The sequence below is a fragment of the Syntrophomonas sp. DTU019 genome, from assembly GCA_913757435.1.
Lineage (GTDB): Bacteria > Bacillota > Syntrophomonadia > Syntrophomonadales > Syntrophomonadaceae > DTU019.
Genome location: CAJYDM010000005.1, coordinates 192,639 through 210,505, shown reverse-complemented (window position 1 = coordinate 210,505; position 17,867 = coordinate 192,639). Strand labels below are relative to the sequence as shown.

At 50.8% G+C, this 17,867-nt stretch carries 15 protein-coding genes; all 15 read right to left on the bottom strand.

What is annotated here, in order from left to right:
- Nucleotides 1-43 precede the first annotated feature (43 nt).
- The gene (locus AC15IQ_RS12965) at nt 44-613 is read right to left on the bottom strand and encodes a DnaJ family domain-containing protein (protein WP_483179569.1); all 570 of its coding nucleotides are present in this window, start codon (nt 611-613) and stop codon (nt 44-46) included.
- Complete coding sequence (gene scpB, locus AC15IQ_RS12960; protein WP_483179568.1) at nt 606-1,130, bottom strand: SMC-Scp complex subunit ScpB; 525 nt, start codon at nt 1,128-1,130, stop codon at nt 606-608. The genes AC15IQ_RS12965 and scpB overlap by 8 nt, the downstream gene beginning before the upstream one ends.
- Nucleotides 1,117-1,854, bottom strand: coding sequence for a segregation and condensation protein A (locus AC15IQ_RS12955; RefSeq protein WP_483179567.1), 738 nt, complete (start codon nt 1,852-1,854; stop codon nt 1,117-1,119). Before AC15IQ_RS12955 ends, scpB begins: the two co-directional genes overlap by 14 nt.
- A 14-nt stretch (nt 1,855-1,868) precedes the next feature.
- Complete coding sequence (locus tag AC15IQ_RS12950; RefSeq protein ID WP_483179566.1) at nt 1,869-2,492, bottom strand: site-2 protease family protein; 624 nt, start codon at nt 2,490-2,492, stop codon at nt 1,869-1,871.
- A complete protein-coding gene (locus tag AC15IQ_RS12945; protein ID WP_483179565.1) occupies nt 2,476-5,115 on the bottom strand; it encodes a CBS domain-containing protein in 2,640 nt (879 codons plus the stop codon). Before AC15IQ_RS12945 ends, AC15IQ_RS12950 begins: the two co-directional genes overlap by 17 nt.
- 366 nt (nt 5,116-5,481) lie before the next feature.
- Nucleotides 5,482-8,580, bottom strand: a complete 3,099-nt coding sequence (locus tag AC15IQ_RS12940) for an S-layer homology domain-containing protein (protein WP_483179564.1) — start codon at nt 8,578-8,580, stop codon at nt 5,482-5,484.
- A 237-nt stretch (nt 8,581-8,817) separates the two neighbouring features.
- Nucleotides 8,818-9,912 carry an S-layer homology domain-containing protein gene (locus tag AC15IQ_RS12935; protein WP_483179563.1) on the bottom strand — a complete coding sequence of 365 codons (1,095 nt, stop codon included), beginning with the start codon at nt 9,910-9,912 and terminating at the stop codon, nt 8,818-8,820.
- Between the two features lie 254 nt (nt 9,913-10,166).
- Entirely contained in the window at nt 10,167-11,459 is a 1,293-nt protein-coding gene (gene lysA, locus AC15IQ_RS12930; RefSeq protein WP_483179562.1) for a diaminopimelate decarboxylase, read from the bottom strand.
- 625 nt (nt 11,460-12,084) lie between these two features.
- Complete coding sequence (locus tag AC15IQ_RS12925) at nt 12,085-12,408, bottom strand: LapA family protein (protein ID WP_483179561.1); 324 nt, start codon at nt 12,406-12,408, stop codon at nt 12,085-12,087.
- A gap of 80 nt (nt 12,409-12,488) precedes the next feature.
- Nucleotides 12,489-13,379, bottom strand: a complete 891-nt coding sequence (locus AC15IQ_RS12920) for a cation diffusion facilitator family transporter (protein WP_483179560.1) — start codon at nt 13,377-13,379, stop codon at nt 12,489-12,491.
- Between the two features lie 159 nt (nt 13,380-13,538).
- Nucleotides 13,539-14,378: a protein translocase subunit SecF gene (gene secF / locus AC15IQ_RS12915; RefSeq protein WP_483179559.1), complete on the bottom strand. Its 840-nt coding sequence runs from the start codon at nt 14,376-14,378 to the stop codon at nt 13,539-13,541.
- A gap of 13 nt (nt 14,379-14,391) precedes the next feature.
- Nucleotides 14,392-15,597, bottom strand: coding sequence for a protein translocase subunit SecD (gene secD, locus AC15IQ_RS12910; protein WP_483179558.1), 1,206 nt, complete (start codon nt 15,595-15,597; stop codon nt 14,392-14,394).
- Between the two features lie 24 nt (nt 15,598-15,621).
- Nucleotides 15,622-16,281, bottom strand: a complete 660-nt coding sequence (locus AC15IQ_RS12905; RefSeq protein ID WP_483179557.1) for an HD domain-containing protein — start codon at nt 16,279-16,281, stop codon at nt 15,622-15,624.
- Nucleotides 16,282-16,283: 2 nt separating this feature from the next.
- Complete coding sequence (gene yajC, locus AC15IQ_RS12900) at nt 16,284-16,562, bottom strand: preprotein translocase subunit YajC (protein ID WP_483179556.1); 279 nt, start codon at nt 16,560-16,562, stop codon at nt 16,284-16,286.
- A 65-nt stretch (nt 16,563-16,627) separates the two neighbouring features.
- Nucleotides 16,628-17,728: a tRNA guanosine(34) transglycosylase Tgt gene (gene tgt, locus AC15IQ_RS12895; RefSeq protein ID WP_483179555.1), complete on the bottom strand. Its 1,101-nt coding sequence runs from the start codon at nt 17,726-17,728 to the stop codon at nt 16,628-16,630.
- Nucleotides 17,729-17,867: the final 139 nt, after the last annotated feature.

The window sequence follows — 17,867 nt, the reverse complement described above, 5'->3', positions numbered from 1 at the left end:
GGCCGTGCGATAAAACCATACGCAGTAAGGGTACTTATGCAATTTAGCGAGATGCTTGGCGAAGGGTTTCCAGATATGCTTCCATCTGGGTTATGACTTCCAGCATGATTTCTTCTACGGCAATGTTCTGCCGGCCCAGATGGTAGGTGGGACACATCAGATTGTAGTCCAGGATCTTTTTGTTGATGGCTTCAAGCCGCACTCGTTCTTCAAAATACAGCGACTCTTTGCGCTTTTCAAAGCGCTCCACCGCCTGGCGGTTATGCTTGGAACCATAGAACATGACCGCGTATCTGCGGAATTTTTCCAGTTCCCGCTGGTGTCTATCAAAGTCCGCGTCGATCTCCTTGCCCAATTCGATCCAGTAAGGGGCACAGTCATTGTCCTTAAGAATTTTGAATATCATGCGCAGCTCCGGCGGTTCATACGGGTTTTCATCAAAGCGCAGCGGTTTGCCATGACCGTCGAGGTTGTTGAAATCGCCCCGTTGCTGAGCTTTTAGAATCTGATTCTCCACCAGGTCGGCGGTACTGCTCATATAGCGAGCCAGTTTGCGCGCCTCTTGGGATTTTATCTTAACCTGTTCTTCCATGGATTTGTTTTGCTCAGACATTACCTGAATCCTCCTCTAAAACGGGCAGGTCTTTCAGACTGGTCAAACCGAATATTTTCAGAAACTCGGGGGTGGTCTGATACGACATCGGTTTGCCTGCTACCGGCTTATGGCCGGCCTCTTCGATCAGGTTTTTTTCTAATAACATGGTTATGATACGGTCGATCTTCACCCCGCGCACTGCTTCGATCTCGGCACGGGTGACCGGCTGCTGATAGGCGATCACCGCCAGGGTCTCCAGAGCTGCCCCGGACAGGCGTTTGCGCAGCGCTGGCCGTGTTTTGGCCAGCAAGCCAGCAAATTCCGGCCGGGTGCACATCAAATAGCCGCTGCCGGTGTCTACGATCTGCAGGCCGCGTTTTTCTTGATTATACTGTAAAATCAATTCCCGCATAATGGGTATCAGATCCAGCAATCCCACATCCAGGATCTCCACCAGTTCCTCCAAGGAGACTGCTTCGGCGCGGGTAAACAGAATGGCTTCTACGGCCGCTTTTACCTCATCACGCATCAACATGTTTATTTCCTGCCTGTAAGTATATTCTAATTTCAGCCCGGTGTTCGCTCTGCATGGCCCTCACCCGATGCTGCCTCAACAGCTCCAGCAAGGCCAGGAAATAGCCCAGCAATTCCTTGCGGCTGGCCGCGCTCCCCAGTAGTTCATGAAAAGCCATGCCACGGCGCTTTTTCTCCCCCAGCATAGACATCAAACGGTTCATCATCAGGTTTATGTCCACATCTCCGCCGGGGATCTCCATTTGCTGCTGGCTCTGCTTGAGCTGTTCGCGCAAGGCTTTATAAGCCGACACCAGTGATTTGACATCGGCCACCAATTCTTCCTCACGCGGAGTGTCATCAGGCTGGCGGTAGAAAACCCGATGCACGTCACCTTGTTCCATGGCGGCCAGATAGTTGGCCACCTGGCGGTAGCGTTTGTAGGACAATAGCTTTCGTACCAGTTCCTCTCGAGGATCAATGTCGCTCTCTTCCGGCTCCTGGCGTTCCAGGGGACTTTTGGGCAGAAGCAGGCGGCTTTTCAGCTGCATCAGGTATGAAGCCATCACCAGAAAGTCGCCCAGGCGGTCCAGGTCCCAATCCCCGGTATCGGAGAGATAGGCCATATACTGGTCGGTTATCCTGGCGATAGGTATATCATAAATATCGAGCTGATTCTCCTCGATCAGGTAGAGCAGCAAGTCCAAAGGCCCGTGGAAAGCCTCCAGGGCTACAACGTAGGGCATATAGCCATCCCCTCTTAGAAAAATACCAGGGCATGGAGTAAACCATATAAAAACCCGGCTATGGGCAGAAATATCTTGGATGCCACCCCGGTCACGATCAACAGCAACAGGATAAACATGCCGTATTGTTCCAGAGAATACATCAGACGGGTACCACTATCAGGCAATATCCCAGCTAGGATCTTGGATCCATCCAGGGGTGGCAAAGGGATTAAATTGAAGGCCGCTAGTATGATGTTTATAGTTACCAGCGGCTGCAGCAACTGCAGGGCAATGAGCCCCCATTCGCTCTGGTGAAACGGGATCAACAGACGCAGGGCAATCATGCCGGCCAAGGCCAGAAGCAGATTCATCCCTGGCCCGGCCAGGGACACCAGCATCATGCCCTGTTTAATAGAGGTCTGCTTGAACCTATAAGGGTTTACCTGTACCGGTTTGGCCCAGCCGAAGTGAAAGATGAACAGCATGGCAAAACCGATCCAGTCGATGTGTGGCAGGGGATTTAAGGTCAGCCGGCCCTGCAGGCGCGGGGTATCGTCTCCTAAAGCGTTGGCCACCCAGCCATGGGCAAATTCATGGAAAGTAATGGCTATTAAGATGCCGGGCAAAAATATCATCATATCATACAGGGAATTCATTTGAAAAACGCTCCTCCTTCAGCCATTTCCTGACTGTTTCCAATTCTTCCTGGCTGTCCTTGATCACGCCGTCCAGTTTCAATTTATACAGTTCGGAAAAAATCTCCGTGAACACCGGTCCCGGGGATAAGCCCAGGCTTATTAAAGTTTGACCGTCCAGGCTGACTGTCACTCGCTCCTTCTGGTCCAAATAGAAAACCAGCCTTTCCCAGGTTTCCTCATCTTTGATGCACAGCAATAGATAGATGATGCCTTCCCAGGTCCAATTGTACAGGTCGCCGTCCATATCGCTGGGGCGTACTTGAGGATTATCGCGATAAGAGGCTGCCAAGGCCGGGGCCAAAAAGGATTCATCGATGCAGCGATACGCCGCTTTTTTCAGGGGAAAGCGCGAAACCGCCAGCAAGGCTGACTCTCGGGTCAATACGGACAGAAATGCCAGGAGATAAACCAGCCAGCCCTGCACCCCGGTAATATGATAACGCTCTTCGAACCAGCCCAGGAGCACACTTATACGGCGCATATCATTCCAATTGAGCAGTTTCAAATCGATCTCGGGGAAAATATAGGCCCACACCCCTATCTCCTGCATGCGGTTCAGAGCCGGCAAGGGGTCCTTTTCATTTAATATCAGAATCAATTCGTTGAGAATGCGCCCATATGACAGCTGGCCCAGCATGCGGCGCTCGATGGCGTCACAGGCGAAGCGCAGGGTGTCGGCTTCCATGGTAAAGTGGTAGCGCTGTTCAAAACGGATGGCGCGTATTATCCGGGTGGGGTCTTCCACAAAGCTGAGATTATAAAGGATTCGAATCAAACCGGCTTCGATATCGCGGCGCCCCCCGAAAAAGTCGATCAATTCGCCAAAACAATTGGGATTGAGAGCAATGGCCAGAGTATTGATGGTAAAATCCCGGCGATACAGATCTTCTTTAATAGAAGACCGCTGCACCTGCGGCAAGGCTGCCGGGAACTCATAATACTCCGCCCGGGCGGTAGCCACATCAATTTTGAAGCCATCGGCCATGATCAGCACGGCGGTTTTGAAGCGCTGATGCACTCTTACCCGGGCTGGCAAGGCTTTCCCCAATAAACTGGCGAATTCAGGCCCATCCCCTTCAACCACCAGATCAACATCAAAATTAGGCACCCTTAGGAAAAGGTCGCGCACCAGCCCCCCCACCAGATAAACCTGATAGCCTGCATCTTGCGCCACCTGTCCGATGCGTTCCAGGATGTTCACCATCTGCTCGGGCAACTGCTCCCGCATCAACTCCAGACAACTGGATTCATTGCTATAGTTCTTATCGTAGAGCACCGCATGGTCCTCGGGATAATCATCCCCGTGCAGGGTGCGCAACACGTCGGTCCTGGAGACTATTCCCACCATATCGCCCTCATCGCCAAGTATGGGCACCCTGCCGATATCGTGGCTGATCATGGCTTTCTGGATCTCATTTACCGGAGTGTCGGGGTTGGCAGTGATGACCCGGGCGCTCATGAAGCCTTTCACCGGAGCATGGCCTAAATTGTGCTGCCGGGCTTTATCCACGTCGCGGCGCGAGATCAAGCCCACCATTTTATTGCCGTCCATAACCGGCATACCAGTATGTCCATAGCGCAGCATGATCTTGCCGGCTTCTTCCATGGACACATGTACCGGAACGGTCTTAACTGGCGAGGACATGATATCTCTGGCTACCAGCGGAGCTTTGGTTTTTTCCTTAATGGCCTCTAAGAGCAGAGGAGCGATCTGCCCGTCGTCCTTGCCCTTGATACTGGCCGAAGCGGCTTTGCTGTGGCCGCGCCCTTGAAATACGGCCAGGATTTCATTGACGGGAATATTAGCAGTGCGGCTGCGGCCGATGATATTGATCTTTCCTGCCTGGCTGGCGATCACAAACACAGCATCGCAGTTTTCGATAGTCAGAAGTCGTTCGGTAACCGTTACCAGGCTGACATATTCCCGGCTGTGGCAGCTGGCTACCACGATATCGTAATCTTTGATATGGTAGCGCATGGTGCCGTTGAGCAATTCCTGCATCAGGCGGCGCTGAGTGCGGGATAAGGGCTGATCAATGAAATTGGCGACCACACTGAGATTGGCGCCCTGTTCCACCAGAAACGCGGCCGCTCTGATATCCCGAGCAGTGGTCGAACTAAACAACAGGCTGCCGGTATCCTCGTAAACCCCCAGGGCTAAAATGGTGGCATCAAAAGCATTTACATCCAATCCCCGGGCGATGATCTCTTCAACCAGTATGGTGGTGGTGGCACCTATAAGATGGACTTCATGACGCTCGCCTTTGATATCGTCGGGCATTGCAGGGTGGTGATCGAATACATCGAAAGCCATGCCCGGCTGGCTGGCCAGAGCACGAAGTTGATCGAGGCGTCTGGGGTTGGCGGTATCCACCACAATCATTTTCGTTACCTCTGCCGGTTTGATGTCCTGCGGCTGGTAAATACTGATGAGATCTTTATACAAGGCCATGAAACGTTTGACATTGGGCGATTGAGTTCCGGAAAAGACCTTTACCGCCTGGGGGTAGAGCAAATTGGCGGCCACCATGGCGGCCAGACCATCGAAATCCAGTGCTGTATGTGAAACGATTATCTCCATTCCATAACTTTCCTTCCCAAGGATATAAGCATTATATCATACCTGCCCATTGCCCGCACCGCAGAGGCACCCAACAGTACCCAACAGAGGGACGTTCCTTTTGTTGGCTTAACAGCCAACAAAAAGAACGTCAGACCGTGCGAAAAGTGCTCGAATTCATGGACTGTGCTCTCATAGTGGGGGACAGTCGTGCCACTAGGAACTAAATGCCAGCCCCCATCCCATATATCAGCCCTAAAACAGCCAAAAGTGGGGCGCCCAAAAAACGTAGAATAGTTTTTACACAGTCTGACGTCCCTCTGTTGGGTCGAAAAAAGGCTCCTTCGGGCTGCTTACCCGAAGGAGCCAGTAGGTTCTATTGAAGTACTAATTCAATGCGTTGTAGATGACGGTTACGGCTTCCGCCCTGGTAGCATTGTTCTGAGGCCGGAAGGTATTGTCCTCATAACCACTCATCAGCTGGTTGTTCACCGCACTCATTACCCAGCTGTAGGCCCAGACTGAGACTTTGCCACTATCGGCGAAACTCAGCTGTCCGCTGGCTTGCTGCAGTTTGGCAGCCTTGACGATCATGATTGCCATTTGCTCGCGGGTGATGAGATCATCCGGTCCGAAACGGGTATCGTCATAGCCCTGGATAATACCGGCTGCATAAGCGGCTGAGATGTAGTCCTTGGCCCAGTGGGTGGTAGTGTCATTGAACACCTTACCCTGTCCGTCCGGCAGGTCGAAGGCCTTGACCAACACGGTGGCGAATTCCGCTCTGGTGATGGTGTTGTCCGGCCTGAAGGTTTTATCGGGATAGCCAGCAATAGCATCCATTCCTACCAGGCTCTGGATAGCATTTTCAGCCCAATGTCCGCTGATGTCAGTCAGTAAAACTGGATCCGGTTCTACCGGTGGCTCCACCGGCGGTTCAACCGATTTCTCAGTTGCAATTACAGCGAAGTAGCCAGTTTTGAAGGTTTCGCCGTTGATACTGTACGTCTTCACTTCTACATTTTCCAGCTCCACCCATTCATCCGCATCTTCATCAAATCTGTAGATGGATAAGGTGTATTTGTCGATGTCTACTGCACCCTTGTCGTATGGCAGTTTAATGTTGACCGGTTCGAGAAAGTTACCCGGGGCTTCTTTGCTAAACTCGTAGATGTAGCCCAGGATAACGCTGTCCTCAGGGGCGTTGATCTCATCATTGTCCAAGCGCTCAATGTCCCCTCTGGTGTCCTCATCTACTGCACCCTCAGGTATATCGACCACCATGTTGTACATTTCCGCTGTGGTTCCGCTGGTGCGGATGGCAAAGCCTGAGAGGCCTCCTCCGCCACCACCGCCACTGGAAGATTTCCTAGTGATAACGATGGTATAGGTTGTGGCACCATATCCTGCACCAGTTACATCGATTTCAAAAGTATTAGCTCCGACTACGAGGTCGAAGGTACCAGTTCCTGATGCAGTCAAACCTACATTAGAAACAGTTTCAATAGTCACTGATTTTACCGAATTCGCAACTGAGGCAGTGTAATCAAATGTCTCTGGATCAAATGTCGGGGTCAGAGTTCCCTGGCTGATGGTCAAGTCGATTAGCAAAGCTGGCTCATATACCTTCAGGGTATAATCAGCTGTTGCCGTAGACACAGGAGCAGGAGCCTGATTATCACGCGCAATGACGGTGAAACTGTAGTCACCTGCTGCTGTGGGTGTGCCAGTCAGGGCTCCGGTAGCCTCATTCAAAGCCAATCCCGGAGGAACAGTTGATCCTGCATCAATTTCCCAAGTAATAGTCCCAACTCCGCCCCCGGTAGCCATAGCAAGCTGCCATTCATATGGCATTCCCCGGGTAGCCGCGTTCAAGCTCCCACCGTTTATAAACAGGGCAATCTTAATATCGTAGCTGGCCGAGAATGCCGGATTGGGATTATCGGCCTGTACCTCAAGTATATCCCCGGCGGCTAGAACCGTATCACCCGCTTGAACCGTTCCGTTGCGGGTTACAGTGTATTCCTGCGGGGAACCATCAGTGGCTTCAATGCCAGCCAGGAGTTGGCTTACAGTGGTCCCGTTTGCAACAAAAACCCTTTCTGCATCTGTACTGTTGTCGACGTGCTTAACGACATCGTCATGGCCGGTTATAACCTGAATGGTAGTAACTTCGCTCTCACCGACTTGAATGGTTACTGACCAATCCTGGGTTGAACCGTCCTCGGCAGTAACCGTATAGGTTTGTGGATTGGTAAAGTCTAGTCTGGTTCCATTAACAGGGTCAATGGTTGCACCTATTGATAAATCGAAATACGGAGCCAGATCTGTAAGAACGCTTCCGTAGGGAAGAGTTATAGTTACTTTATGGGTTACGAAATCAGTACTGTCGTTATAGTGTTGCAACTCAACTGCTGAACCGGAACTAAAGTCCTCTACTTTCAAGACCCCAAGTATTGCCTTTTCGCTGCTGGGGGGCCCCGACCCTTCCACCGTCACAGTAAACTTGTATAACCAGTCATAATCCGGGTCAGCGCCATCATAGTCACGGTACACAATCAACTCGGTCTCGCCCGGAGCTATGGCTTCAATGACAAAATTCCCGGTATCGGGGTCCTCGCCTATGTCAACCACACTGGAATCAGCGCTTGCCCAGGCTACCAGGTCGGTGGCATAGCGTCCCATTATTTTAATGGTGTACTCATCCACGTCTGTACTGCTTCCCACCTGTAAGGTAGTAGGGCCTGCCTCCAGCACGGTCTCAGAGCGAACCGCGGCCAATGCCAATGAGATCCTGGCGTTTCCGGCGGTATCCACTATTTCGGCCAGGGCTTCTTGTTGGTTAATCAACATGGATGAGGACCAGCCGATCGCTGACAACCTGCCGCTAAAAGTTAAATTCTCGGGCAGCGATAAGGCGTCATCCATTGCCGCTACCAGGTAATTCGGCATTTTCTCCAGCAGATACTGGTTGTCCTCGGTGGCCAGCAAGCCAGCTTGTGATTCACTGAAAGCGCCAGGCAGCGCTTCGCGGGCATCGAAGAATAACCCATAGAGCTCATCCAAGGTGATATCGTCCCCGAAGAGGGTCTTGAATTCATCATTATACTTGTCTTTGAAGTCCTCCAGGGTGGTTCTCAATTGTGTGGAGTCAGTGGAATAATAGACATTGCCCAGTCCGGTCACAATATCCTGAGCTGCGGCCCGGGCAGCAGTCTCATCACCGAATCTGAGGATCACCTGATTGGTCAAAAGGTCATTAAGAACATCATCCCATTGGGGATCGGTATCGTCGGTTGCAAAACTCTGCAGTTCATCGCGCGCCGCGCTAATATTGTCCTTGTCATAATCACTCATGAATCCGTAAATCTCCTGCATTTGAGCGACCATGTCATCAATAGCGTCCGCAGCAGCGTAATTGGTCATAGAGAAAATACAAAACAAAGCTAGCAACAACACAAAACCTGGTTTTCGCATCCATTTCATTTTGATAATCTGCTCCTCCCTTCCAAAAAGTACAAATTCTGGACAGCCATTTACCCCCCCTCCGTAATACCCTTGTTTATCGCACCTTACTACCTTGAGACTGCTTTCGCCAAGCTGTACCGCAGCCTTTTTCCCATACCAACTGTTGGTCCAAAACAAATTCCCTAAAAACCGCATGCTGGTTAAGCACCCAGTCTAAAGGGCTCTTACAGGTATATCGGTTGAAACTATAATGTACTAAACCTCATGTAACAACTGATATACTTTTAAAATTACTACCGTTGCTTCAGCACGAGTGGAATCCTGTGCGGGAGCAAAAATACCTTGACCCCGACCGGCCATGATTTCGTTGGTAAGACAGAATGCCACTCCTGATCTAGCCCATGGGGAGATTTGACTCTGGTCGGAAAACGCACTGAGGATCAGCGGGATCTGGCTTTCACTAACCTTGGCCCCTTTTTCACGTAACAGCAGAGCACGACTGATGATCACGCTGATCTGCTCTCGGGTTATGGGATCTTCAGGTCCAAATTGAGTCTGGCTGTAGCCGTCTACTATGCCCAAATCGGCAGCTTGATTAACAGCGTTGCAATACCAGGCGGTGAGCGGAACGTCATCGAACCTGCTCTGGTTATAAGAACCGGGCTGCTGCCCCAAAGCCTGCAGCATCAAGGTTGCGAATTGTGCTCTGGTGATGGGTGTCTGAGGACTGAACTGGGCCGGGGTCATGCCAGCCACTAGCCCCTTTTGGGAGGCCTCAGTAATGGCATCTTCAGCCCAGTGATCGACGATATCTGTGAACGGGCTCTTAACCAGAGCCGGGGTAGGGATAATATCCTGGACTGGCTTAGGCTTTTCCTGATCGTTTTTGTCGCCTGAGGATGAGCCTCCTCCCCCTCCCCCGCCTCCAGGCGAATTAGGTTCAGTGCCCGGATCTTTGGGGTCTTCCTCCTCACTGCTCAGTAAAACCTCCATGATGGCATCATGTATTGGCATCAAAGAAGGGTGCAGTTCTTTGTTTTCCTTGGTGTAGTCGATTTCATCCCCGTAGCTGGTCAGCAGGGCATTAAAGAAAGTACGGTGCTTGCGCCACAGTACAACTTCCTGGAAGGATTGATACATGATGGAATCAAAGTTCTCTTCGGTGAGGGTGCCGTATTCGGCAACGGTGCTCTCCAGGTCTTTCAGAAACGATTCTATGTCGTCCTCGGAAGCTCCACCGGCGACGATATTGTCAACCACTTCCGAATAATCTTGTTTCAGTATCTGGTAACTGGATAAAAAATTGGCTGCTGTACACGGCTGAAGGACGGGAAATAGTATAGTCAGCATAAAAAGCATTAACATGACTAAGGCAATATTCCTCGGATACGCACATCTATACATTATCTGCTGCTTACCTCTCTCTTACCAAACTATAGAATATTTTGGCATAATATTATCTTTTTTCTAAATCTTCGCTAGGGGATCCATAATCTCCTGCCAAAAAACATAAAATATCGGGATAAACGCACAAAAGGGGACCTGCTGGTCCCCGCGGTGATACATACGTTTATGCTATATTAAGGTAGCAATTGAAATTAGGTTTACTTGAGATATTCTGGCAACAGGTCGTTGCGGACGATATCCTGATAGGTCTCACGCTTGAGAATCGGATAGGATTTGCCATCTTTGACCAGCACCATGGCCGGTCTGGGCAGGCGGTTGTAATTGCTGGACATGGCGTAATTGTATGCGCCGGTGGCAAAAACCGCCAGTATATCGCCGCTTTCCACTGGGGCCAGCCTGGCATCCCAAATCAGCATATCCCCTGATTCGCAGCATTTGCCGGCGATGGAGACCAGTTCCGTGGCCTCCAGGTTCGCTTTGTTGGCTATGACCGCCAAGTATTTGCTGTCATACAAGGCAGGCCGTGGATTATCGGTCATGCCACCATCCACCGCGACATACTTTCGAATGCCTGGAACTTCTTTGCTAGAGCCGATGGTATACAGGGTTATCCCTGCCGGTCCGACAATGGCCCGGCCTGGCTCTGTAATAATGCGCGGTCTTTTTAAACCGTATTGAGCCGCTCGGGCTTGTACCGCTGCATTCACTGTCTGAGCCCAATCACACGGTTTGCCGGGCTCGTCACCGGGGAAATAGTAGATCCCAAATCCCCCTCCAATATCAAGTTCATCGAATTCATGAGCGGTTAGTTGTTTCACCTCAGCCATGAACTGCATCATCAAGTCGACCGCGTGTTCAAAGGATTCCATTTCAAATATCTGCGAGCCTATATGACAATGCAGTCCCACCAAGCGCAATGCCTCACACTTCAAGGCCGCCTGCACTGCTTCCATAGCCTGACCGCCGGGCAGGGTAAATCCAAATTTGGAGTCGATTTGTCCGGTCTTGATAAATTCATGGGTATGGGCTTCGACACCGGGAGTGATACGCAGCAGAATATCCTGCCGGACCGCCCGTTCCGTACAAATGTCGTTCAAGGTCTCTAATTCCTGAAAGTTGTCGACTACCATCCGGCCCACTCCCGAGGCCACCGCCATTTCCAATTCTTGCGGAGATTTATTGTTGCCGTGAAAATAGACCTTTTCCAGGGGAAAGCCGGCGTTCATAGCGGTGTACAGTTCTCCGCCAGAGACTACGTCCAGCCCCAGGCCCTCTTCAGCCACGATTTTACATAGGGCTGTGTTGCACAGAGCCTTGCTGGCATATAGTACCAGATTGTCGCCACATACCTCAAAGGCATTGCGGAAAGCTCGGCAGTTTTCCCGGAAACCGGTTTCATCAATGACCCATAACGGGGTCTGATATTGCTCCACCAGTTTAGTGGTGTCTACCCCTCCGATCTCCAGGTTGCCAAATTCATTTATTTTCATAGTGCCTGTCAAATGCAATATTTCCAGCTCCCCACTCACCAAATCGTGACTATTGTATCATTTAGGGTTATTCAGGGTCAACCAACCCAGGCCGATATACAGCATACATGCATCGAACATAAGAGCATTGGTCGGAATTGATTTGCGTTACAGCAGGCAGGCATGGAAACCTGCCCCTACGGGCGGAGCAGAGCCCTGCCCCTACGGGCGGAGCAGAGCCCCGCCCCTACGTTTGCGAATGATGCTGCCGAGACAATGGTCTAAGAAGTTGACCATATCCCCTTGAGGTATACAAAAGGCCCCCTCTTTTCCCAGGGAAAGCTCCGTCGGCTGTAATTAAATTTGACAACATGTTAACTAAAAGACCGTATCTTCGGTAATTGCGGGCGCCCCCATACCACCTCTATTGTCCTGGTATACAAAAAGCCCTCCCTTTTCCCAGGGAGAGCTCTCTCGGCTGTTATTAAATATGAAAACACGCCTATCTTACCTTGGGTGACAGACAGTTGTGACAAAAAAGGAACGCCTCCATCTGTCACCCGGCGATAGGGTCATCGCCCCCTACTACGCTCTCATCAATGCATTCCTAATTCCTCGCATTGTGAAAAACGTGCCTTCATTGGCGTTAGGATGTTGTACTACCGCTATTCTTATTAGCATCTTTTTCCAGCTTATCCTTGGCTGCTTGCAGCTCATGAATCTGCTTTTGCAGGGTGCCGTTGTTGTTGCGCAAGTCCTTGATAGTGCGGGCGATTTTAAAATACCTGACACTATCCAATAGAAAGGTTATCAATGCCCCGCCCAGGGCAGCGATCAATACCACCAGGGCCAATGATATCTGCGGAGTGCTCCAGGTCAAAAAATTGATCTCCACGGCAGCAGGATTCTGAAAGATAAAGGTTACCATAGCCGCCAAAAAAATCACTGCTCCAATTAAATAAACCTGCATTCTAACAACCCCATTTCCCTACGTTTTCATTTCTATGAGCATATATTTCTTTCTTTTTGACAAAATTCCTGCATCACCGCTCATTGCTCCAGGAGCCTTTGCTTGATTTCGCCACTCGGTTCAACATGTATCAAAACCGATGAAAAGGGTACTCTTTCCCCGATGGACTTCTCAATGGAATCACACAGGTCGTGGGCCTCCTGTACGCTAGCCTGGGCATCTATGACCAGATGCAGGTCGATATGGGCTTCGCGCCCAGAACGGCGGGTGCGCAAATCATGATATTCCAGATATCTGTACTCATATTCGGCCAGGACGCATTGCACCGCTTCAAGGTGGTGATCTTCCAACGAGGTGTCCAGCAGGGGAACGAAAGCCTTTTGGGTAAGATCATAAGCCGCTTTGATAATGAGACCGGCGACCACCATGGCTGCGATGGGATCGATGATCTGCAGCCCGGTTACCTTAATGAGCAAAAGACCTGCAAAAACGCCTAGAGATGTATAGACATCGGTGCGAAGATGCATGCCATCGGCTTCCAGTGCAATAGAATGGTGTTCTTTAGCAACCCTCAGCAAGTATTCTGAGACACCCAGATTTAAGACAACGGACACGCCCATCACAATCAATCCCCAGGTAGGCTCAATGACACCTTCGCCGAACCTGATTTTTTCCACCGCCTCTTTAATAATTAAGGCAGCGGCCAGAAATATTAATAGTGCTTCGATGGTTCCGGAAATATTTTCAATTTTGCCATGACCGAAAGGATGCCTGTCATCAGGTGGTTTGGAGGATTCTCTGACTGCAAAAAGGGCAATAAACGAAGCCAAAAGATCATTGGCGGAGTGGATGGCTTCGGAAATCACACTTATAGAGCCGGTCAGGAATCCGACTATGAATTTGGCAGTCATCAGAAACAGATTGCTTATTACTGAAATAACGGCTGCTTTGGTTTTTATCTGCGTATCCATGGCACCCTCCGTAAGAAAAAGCGGGACTCCATATTTGAATGAAGTCCCGCGGTGTTCCGCTGCTCAGTGAGCCCAGCCTACGGCCTGACCAAATGTACCAATATCACTTTGTTAAATTTTAGTATAGGTTACCAGGCCTTATCCTGTCAAAGGAATATATTAGGCTGCTTTTTTGATCTCATACCATAACGAGCTGGCTATGCAGATGGATGTATAGGCACCTACCACAAAGCCGATCAGCATAGCGGCTACAAAATACTTGAGAGTGGCCCCGCCAAGAAGCAGCAAAGCTACCAGGACTAGAGTTGCAGTAAGCACCGTATTGATGGAGCGGTTTATCACCTGTAGGATGCTCTTGTTCAACAGATTAAGGTAATCGGGCCTTCTGCTGCCGCGCAGGTTCTCCCTGACCCGGTCGAAGACCACTATGGTGTCATTGATAGAAAAGCCCACCACTGTCAGGATAGATGCTATGAAAAATGTATTTATTTCCCACTGAAATATGGAGAAAGCTCCGACCACTACCAATACATTGTGCACCAGGGCCAAGACCGCCGCCACCCCGAAGGTCCATTCAAAGCGGAAGGATATATATACCAGCATCAAAGCCAGACCTATACCTAAGGCCAGCAGGGCGTTCAAGCTCAACTCCCGCCCTATAGTCGCACCCACGCTCTCAGCGCTCAGCAATTCAACCTCTCCAAATTTGGACTCCAGCGCATTGAGCAGAGCACGGGTTTGTTCCTGGTCCAGTTCATGGCTGCGAATATAATAGGTATTATCGGCGCTCCGCTGCACCTCGGAGGCATCCAGTCCCACCGGAATCAAGGCTTCCCGCACTTCGGGCGCGGTTACGTCGGCTGCCATGCGCACTTGTACGATGGAACCGCCTTTGAAGTCAATGCCCAGGTTGAGCCCATTGATAAACAGCGAGGCCAGTCCCGGTAAGATCAATATCAGCGATATGATGTAGAAAATCTTGCGTCGTTCAATAATCAATGTTCTCCCCTCCTTATACCCCGTATAGCCGAGTGTTCTTGGTGAAGTTGGAAGCCAAAACCAGCAGATAGCGGGTAAAGGTCAGGGCGGTGAACATATTTATGACCAACCCTATGGAAAGTGTGACCGCAAATCCTTTTATCGAGCCGGAACCAAAGTACATCAATACCAATGCGGCTATTAATGTAGTGAGGTTGGAGTCGAATATGGTCCAGAAGGCCCGTTTAAATCCGGCGTCGATAGCGGCCTGCAGGGTTTTACCCCACCTGATTTCCTCTTTGATGCGTTCATAGATGATTATATTGGCATCCACCGCCATGCCTATGGACAATACGAAGGCAGCGATGCCCGGTAGAGTCAAGACCGCATTGAGCAAGACCATACTGCCTAAGACCAGCAATCCGTACAAGATGATGGAGATGTCGGCAATTAATCCCGGCAAGCGGTAATAGCCGAGCATGAAGATGAATATTGCCAGTATGCCGATTATACCAGCTTTAAGGCTCTTGTCCAGGGAGTCTGCGCCCAGACTGGGTCCAATGGAGCGTTTCTCCATAACGGTGAAGCTCACCGGCAAGGCGCCGGAGCGCAGCAGCACCGCCAGATCCTGTGCCTCTTTGGCCTCAAAACCGCCTTCTATGATCGCATTGCCATCAGTAATAGCCTGCCTTACAGTGGGAGCACTGATCCGTTTCCCGTCCAGGACTATTACCAGGGGTTTGCCCACATTGGCAGCAGTGGCTTTGGCAAAGGCCTCAGCCCCTTCTTTGTCAAATTTCAGCTCCACATAGGCTTCTTGGGTGTTCTGATTGAGGCGCGCCTGGGCATCGATCAGGTTCTTGCCGCTGACCAGCACATTGCCGCCTTCATCTTGGAACTCCAGTTGGGCCACATTCTTTAAAATATCGACCGCAGCCTCGGGATTATCCTCCCCGGCTATCTCGATGACCACTCGATCTTTACCCTGTGGGTAGAGGCTGGTCTCTCTGACACCCAGGCTGTCCACGCGGTCGCGTAATATGCCTACTGCTTTTTGAATAGTGTCCTCGGTGATCGGTTCACCTGGCTTTTCCTCAGCCTGCAGGACCACCCGCAGACCACCCCTCAGGTCCAGACCCAGGTCAAGGTTGTTGACCAAGGGCTTCTGCAGGAAAAACGCGGCTAGTGCCAAAGCGACTACAATCACCACACTGATAGCGATACTCATGGTTCGGTTCACAAAAATATCCCTCCGCAACTTAACTTAAATCAGCTTGGCTCCATTTATAATGAGTTCAAACTCACATCTCAGAAACTCCGCAGCATATCGACACATCAACATGCGGGTCATAAAAATCTCGAAATACTCCATCACCGGGCAGATTTCAGTATCAATGGCTATCTCCATGGAGATGACACGTTCCTCGGCATCAATATTGACTATGGAGTATTCCACCGCGTAGTTTACCCGGTCATGGATGTCGAAGGTGGCCACATCGGTATTCCTTACCCGGTTGCGGTGCACATGCGATTTGTCAGCCAGGATCAGAGCGGCAGCTACCTCATTAACCGGCTGGCCGCAGCCTTCATCATGGTTCCCGATGGCGGCGCAGATCACTGCGATTTCTTCCTGGGGCATGTTCATTCGATGGAGCAATTCCCAGGCGATCAAGGCGCCGGCCTGGCTGTGGCCGTTGCGGTTGATAACATTGCCGACATCATGCAGGTACCCGGCTATGGCTGCCAGTTCAGCCCTACGTTGAGGATACTTCAGTTTAAGCAGTATCTCCCGGCTGAGCCTTGAAACCACTGCAACATGGATCGGCCCGTGATCTGTAAAGCCGATAGCCTCCAGATGTGCATTGCCTTGTTTAATGAAACCTTTCACCAGGGGATGATGTTTCAGATCAGCGGCCTCAATCATCCTTATTCGGCCTCATCCTGGCGGTATGCCACCGCGGTCTTAAGAAACTCAATCTCGGTGTTGTCATTGACCCTCAACATGATGGTCTTTTCTTTAATGCGAGCAACTTCCCCCCTTATGCCGCCGATAGTCACAACCTTCTCGCCCCTTTTAAGCGTTTCCAGCAGTTCTTTATGACGTTTCTCCTGCTTCTTGCGAGGCTGTATAATAAACACATAAAAAATCGCAATGAACCCGCCAAAGTATAGGATCATGGTTATTACTGAATTGTCCAATTGCATGCTTTATCACCCCTTATTTATGTTCAACTTAGTTTAAATTCGTGACTAATGCCCAAAATCCTCTATTATATTTTGTACCCGGCCAGAAAATCATGGTAAAACTCCATATAACGGCCCTCACGGATAGCCTGGCGGGCTTTTTTCATCAGGTTTACCAGGAAATATACGTTATGGTAGGTTATCAGCCGGTGAGCCAATATTTCACCTGCCTTGATCAGGTGTCTGATGTAAGCCCGGCTGAAACCCTTACAAACCATGCAGTCGCAAGCCGGGTCCAGAGGCAGGAAATCCTCGGCATAGTCACGGTTGCGTACCGTGATCCGGCCCCCTCTGGTATAAGCGCTGCCATGGCGGGCCAGTCGGGTAGGCAGTACGCAATCGAACATGTCCACTCCATTGCGCATACCCTCCAGAAGATCCTCCGGCGCACCCACTCCCATCAAATAACGCGGGCGCTCCCGGGGCAAGAGGCTGTCCATATTCTGCATTACATGATACATATCGGCTTTAGATTCACCTACACTGAGGCCCCCGATGGCATAGCCCGGAAAATCCAGGGCCATCAATTCCTGCGCGCTCTTAAGGCGCAAGTCCGGAAAGACATTGCCCTGCACGATGCCAAACAACACCTGGCTGCTAGAATGATGGGCTTCCCGGCACTTTTTAGCCCACAGTGTCGTCCGTTCCACCGCTTGCCGGGCTTCCTCGTAATTACAAGGGTAGGGGGCGCATTCATCAAAACACATGGCGATATCGGCCCCCAAGTCCATCTGGATGTGCATCACCTTTTCGGGGGTAAGGAAATGGGTCGATCCGTCGATGTGGGATCTGAACTCCACCCCCTCATCGCTGATAGTCCGCATGGCGCTGAGGCTGAACACCTGGAAACCGCCGCTATCAGTCAACACCCCCCGCTCCCAATTCATGAAGCGGTGCAGACCGCCGGCCTGCCTGATCAGCTTCTCACCGGGGCGCAGATAGAGGTGATAGGTATTCGATAATATTATGGACGCCCCGATCTGGTAGAGATCGTCGGGGGTCAGGGTTTTTACTGTGGCCTGGGTGCCTACCGGCATGAACACCGGCGTTTCAGCTTTGATATGACCGGTTGTAAGGCACCCGACTCTAGCCTGACACAAGGGATCATTCTTCTCTATTGTAAACATCATGCATCCTCAACTGTACTTGTAATTTTATCCGTGTACCCGGGGCCTAGCTTTTTGCCGTCTCTGAAAAACCCTTCAGCTGCCTGCTGATACAAACGCCGCTTCCCTCGGCATTGACATATAATCGTGGCATCCGACC

What these genes read in the sequence shown, in the direction of transcription:
- AC15IQ_RS12965 (WP_483179569.1), bottom strand. Translation starts at nt 613, where the DNA reads ATGTCTGAGCAAAACAAATCCATGGAAGAACAGGTTAAGATAAAATCC.
- scpB (WP_483179568.1), bottom strand. Translation starts at nt 1,130, where the DNA reads ATGTTGATGCGTGATGAGGTAAAAGCGGCCGTAGAAGCCATTCTGTTT.
- AC15IQ_RS12955 (WP_483179567.1), bottom strand. Translation starts at nt 1,854, where the DNA reads ATGCCCTACGTTGTAGCCCTGGAGGCTTTCCACGGGCCTTTGGACTTG.
- AC15IQ_RS12950 (WP_483179566.1), bottom strand. Translation starts at nt 2,492, where the DNA reads ATGAATTCCCTGTATGATATGATGATATTTTTGCCCGGCATCTTAATA.
- AC15IQ_RS12945 (WP_483179565.1), bottom strand. Translation starts at nt 5,115, where the DNA reads ATGGAGATAATCGTTTCACATACAGCACTGGATTTCGATGGTCTGGCC.
- AC15IQ_RS12940 (WP_483179564.1), bottom strand. Translation starts at nt 8,580, where the DNA reads ATGAAATGGATGCGAAAACCAGGTTTTGTGTTGTTGCTAGCTTTGTTT.
- AC15IQ_RS12935 (WP_483179563.1), bottom strand. Translation starts at nt 9,912, where the DNA reads ATGCTGACTATACTATTTCCCGTCCTTCAGCCGTGTACAGCAGCCAAT.
- lysA (WP_483179562.1), bottom strand. Translation starts at nt 11,459, where the DNA reads ATGAAAATAAATGAATTTGGCAACCTGGAGATCGGAGGGGTAGACACC.
- AC15IQ_RS12925 (WP_483179561.1), bottom strand. Translation starts at nt 12,408, where the DNA reads ATGCAGGTTTATTTAATTGGAGCAGTGATTTTTTTGGCGGCTATGGTA.
- AC15IQ_RS12920 (WP_483179560.1), bottom strand. Translation starts at nt 13,379, where the DNA reads ATGGATACGCAGATAAAAACCAAAGCAGCCGTTATTTCAGTAATAAGC.
- AC15IQ_RS12905 (WP_483179557.1), bottom strand. Translation starts at nt 16,281, where the DNA reads ATGATTGAGGCCGCTGATCTGAAACATCATCCCCTGGTGAAAGGTTTC.
- yajC (WP_483179556.1), bottom strand. Translation starts at nt 16,562, where the DNA reads ATGCAATTGGACAATTCAGTAATAACCATGATCCTATACTTTGGCGGG.
- tgt (WP_483179555.1), bottom strand. Translation starts at nt 17,728, where the DNA reads ATGTTTACAATAGAGAAGAATGATCCCTTGTGTCAGGCTAGAGTCGGG.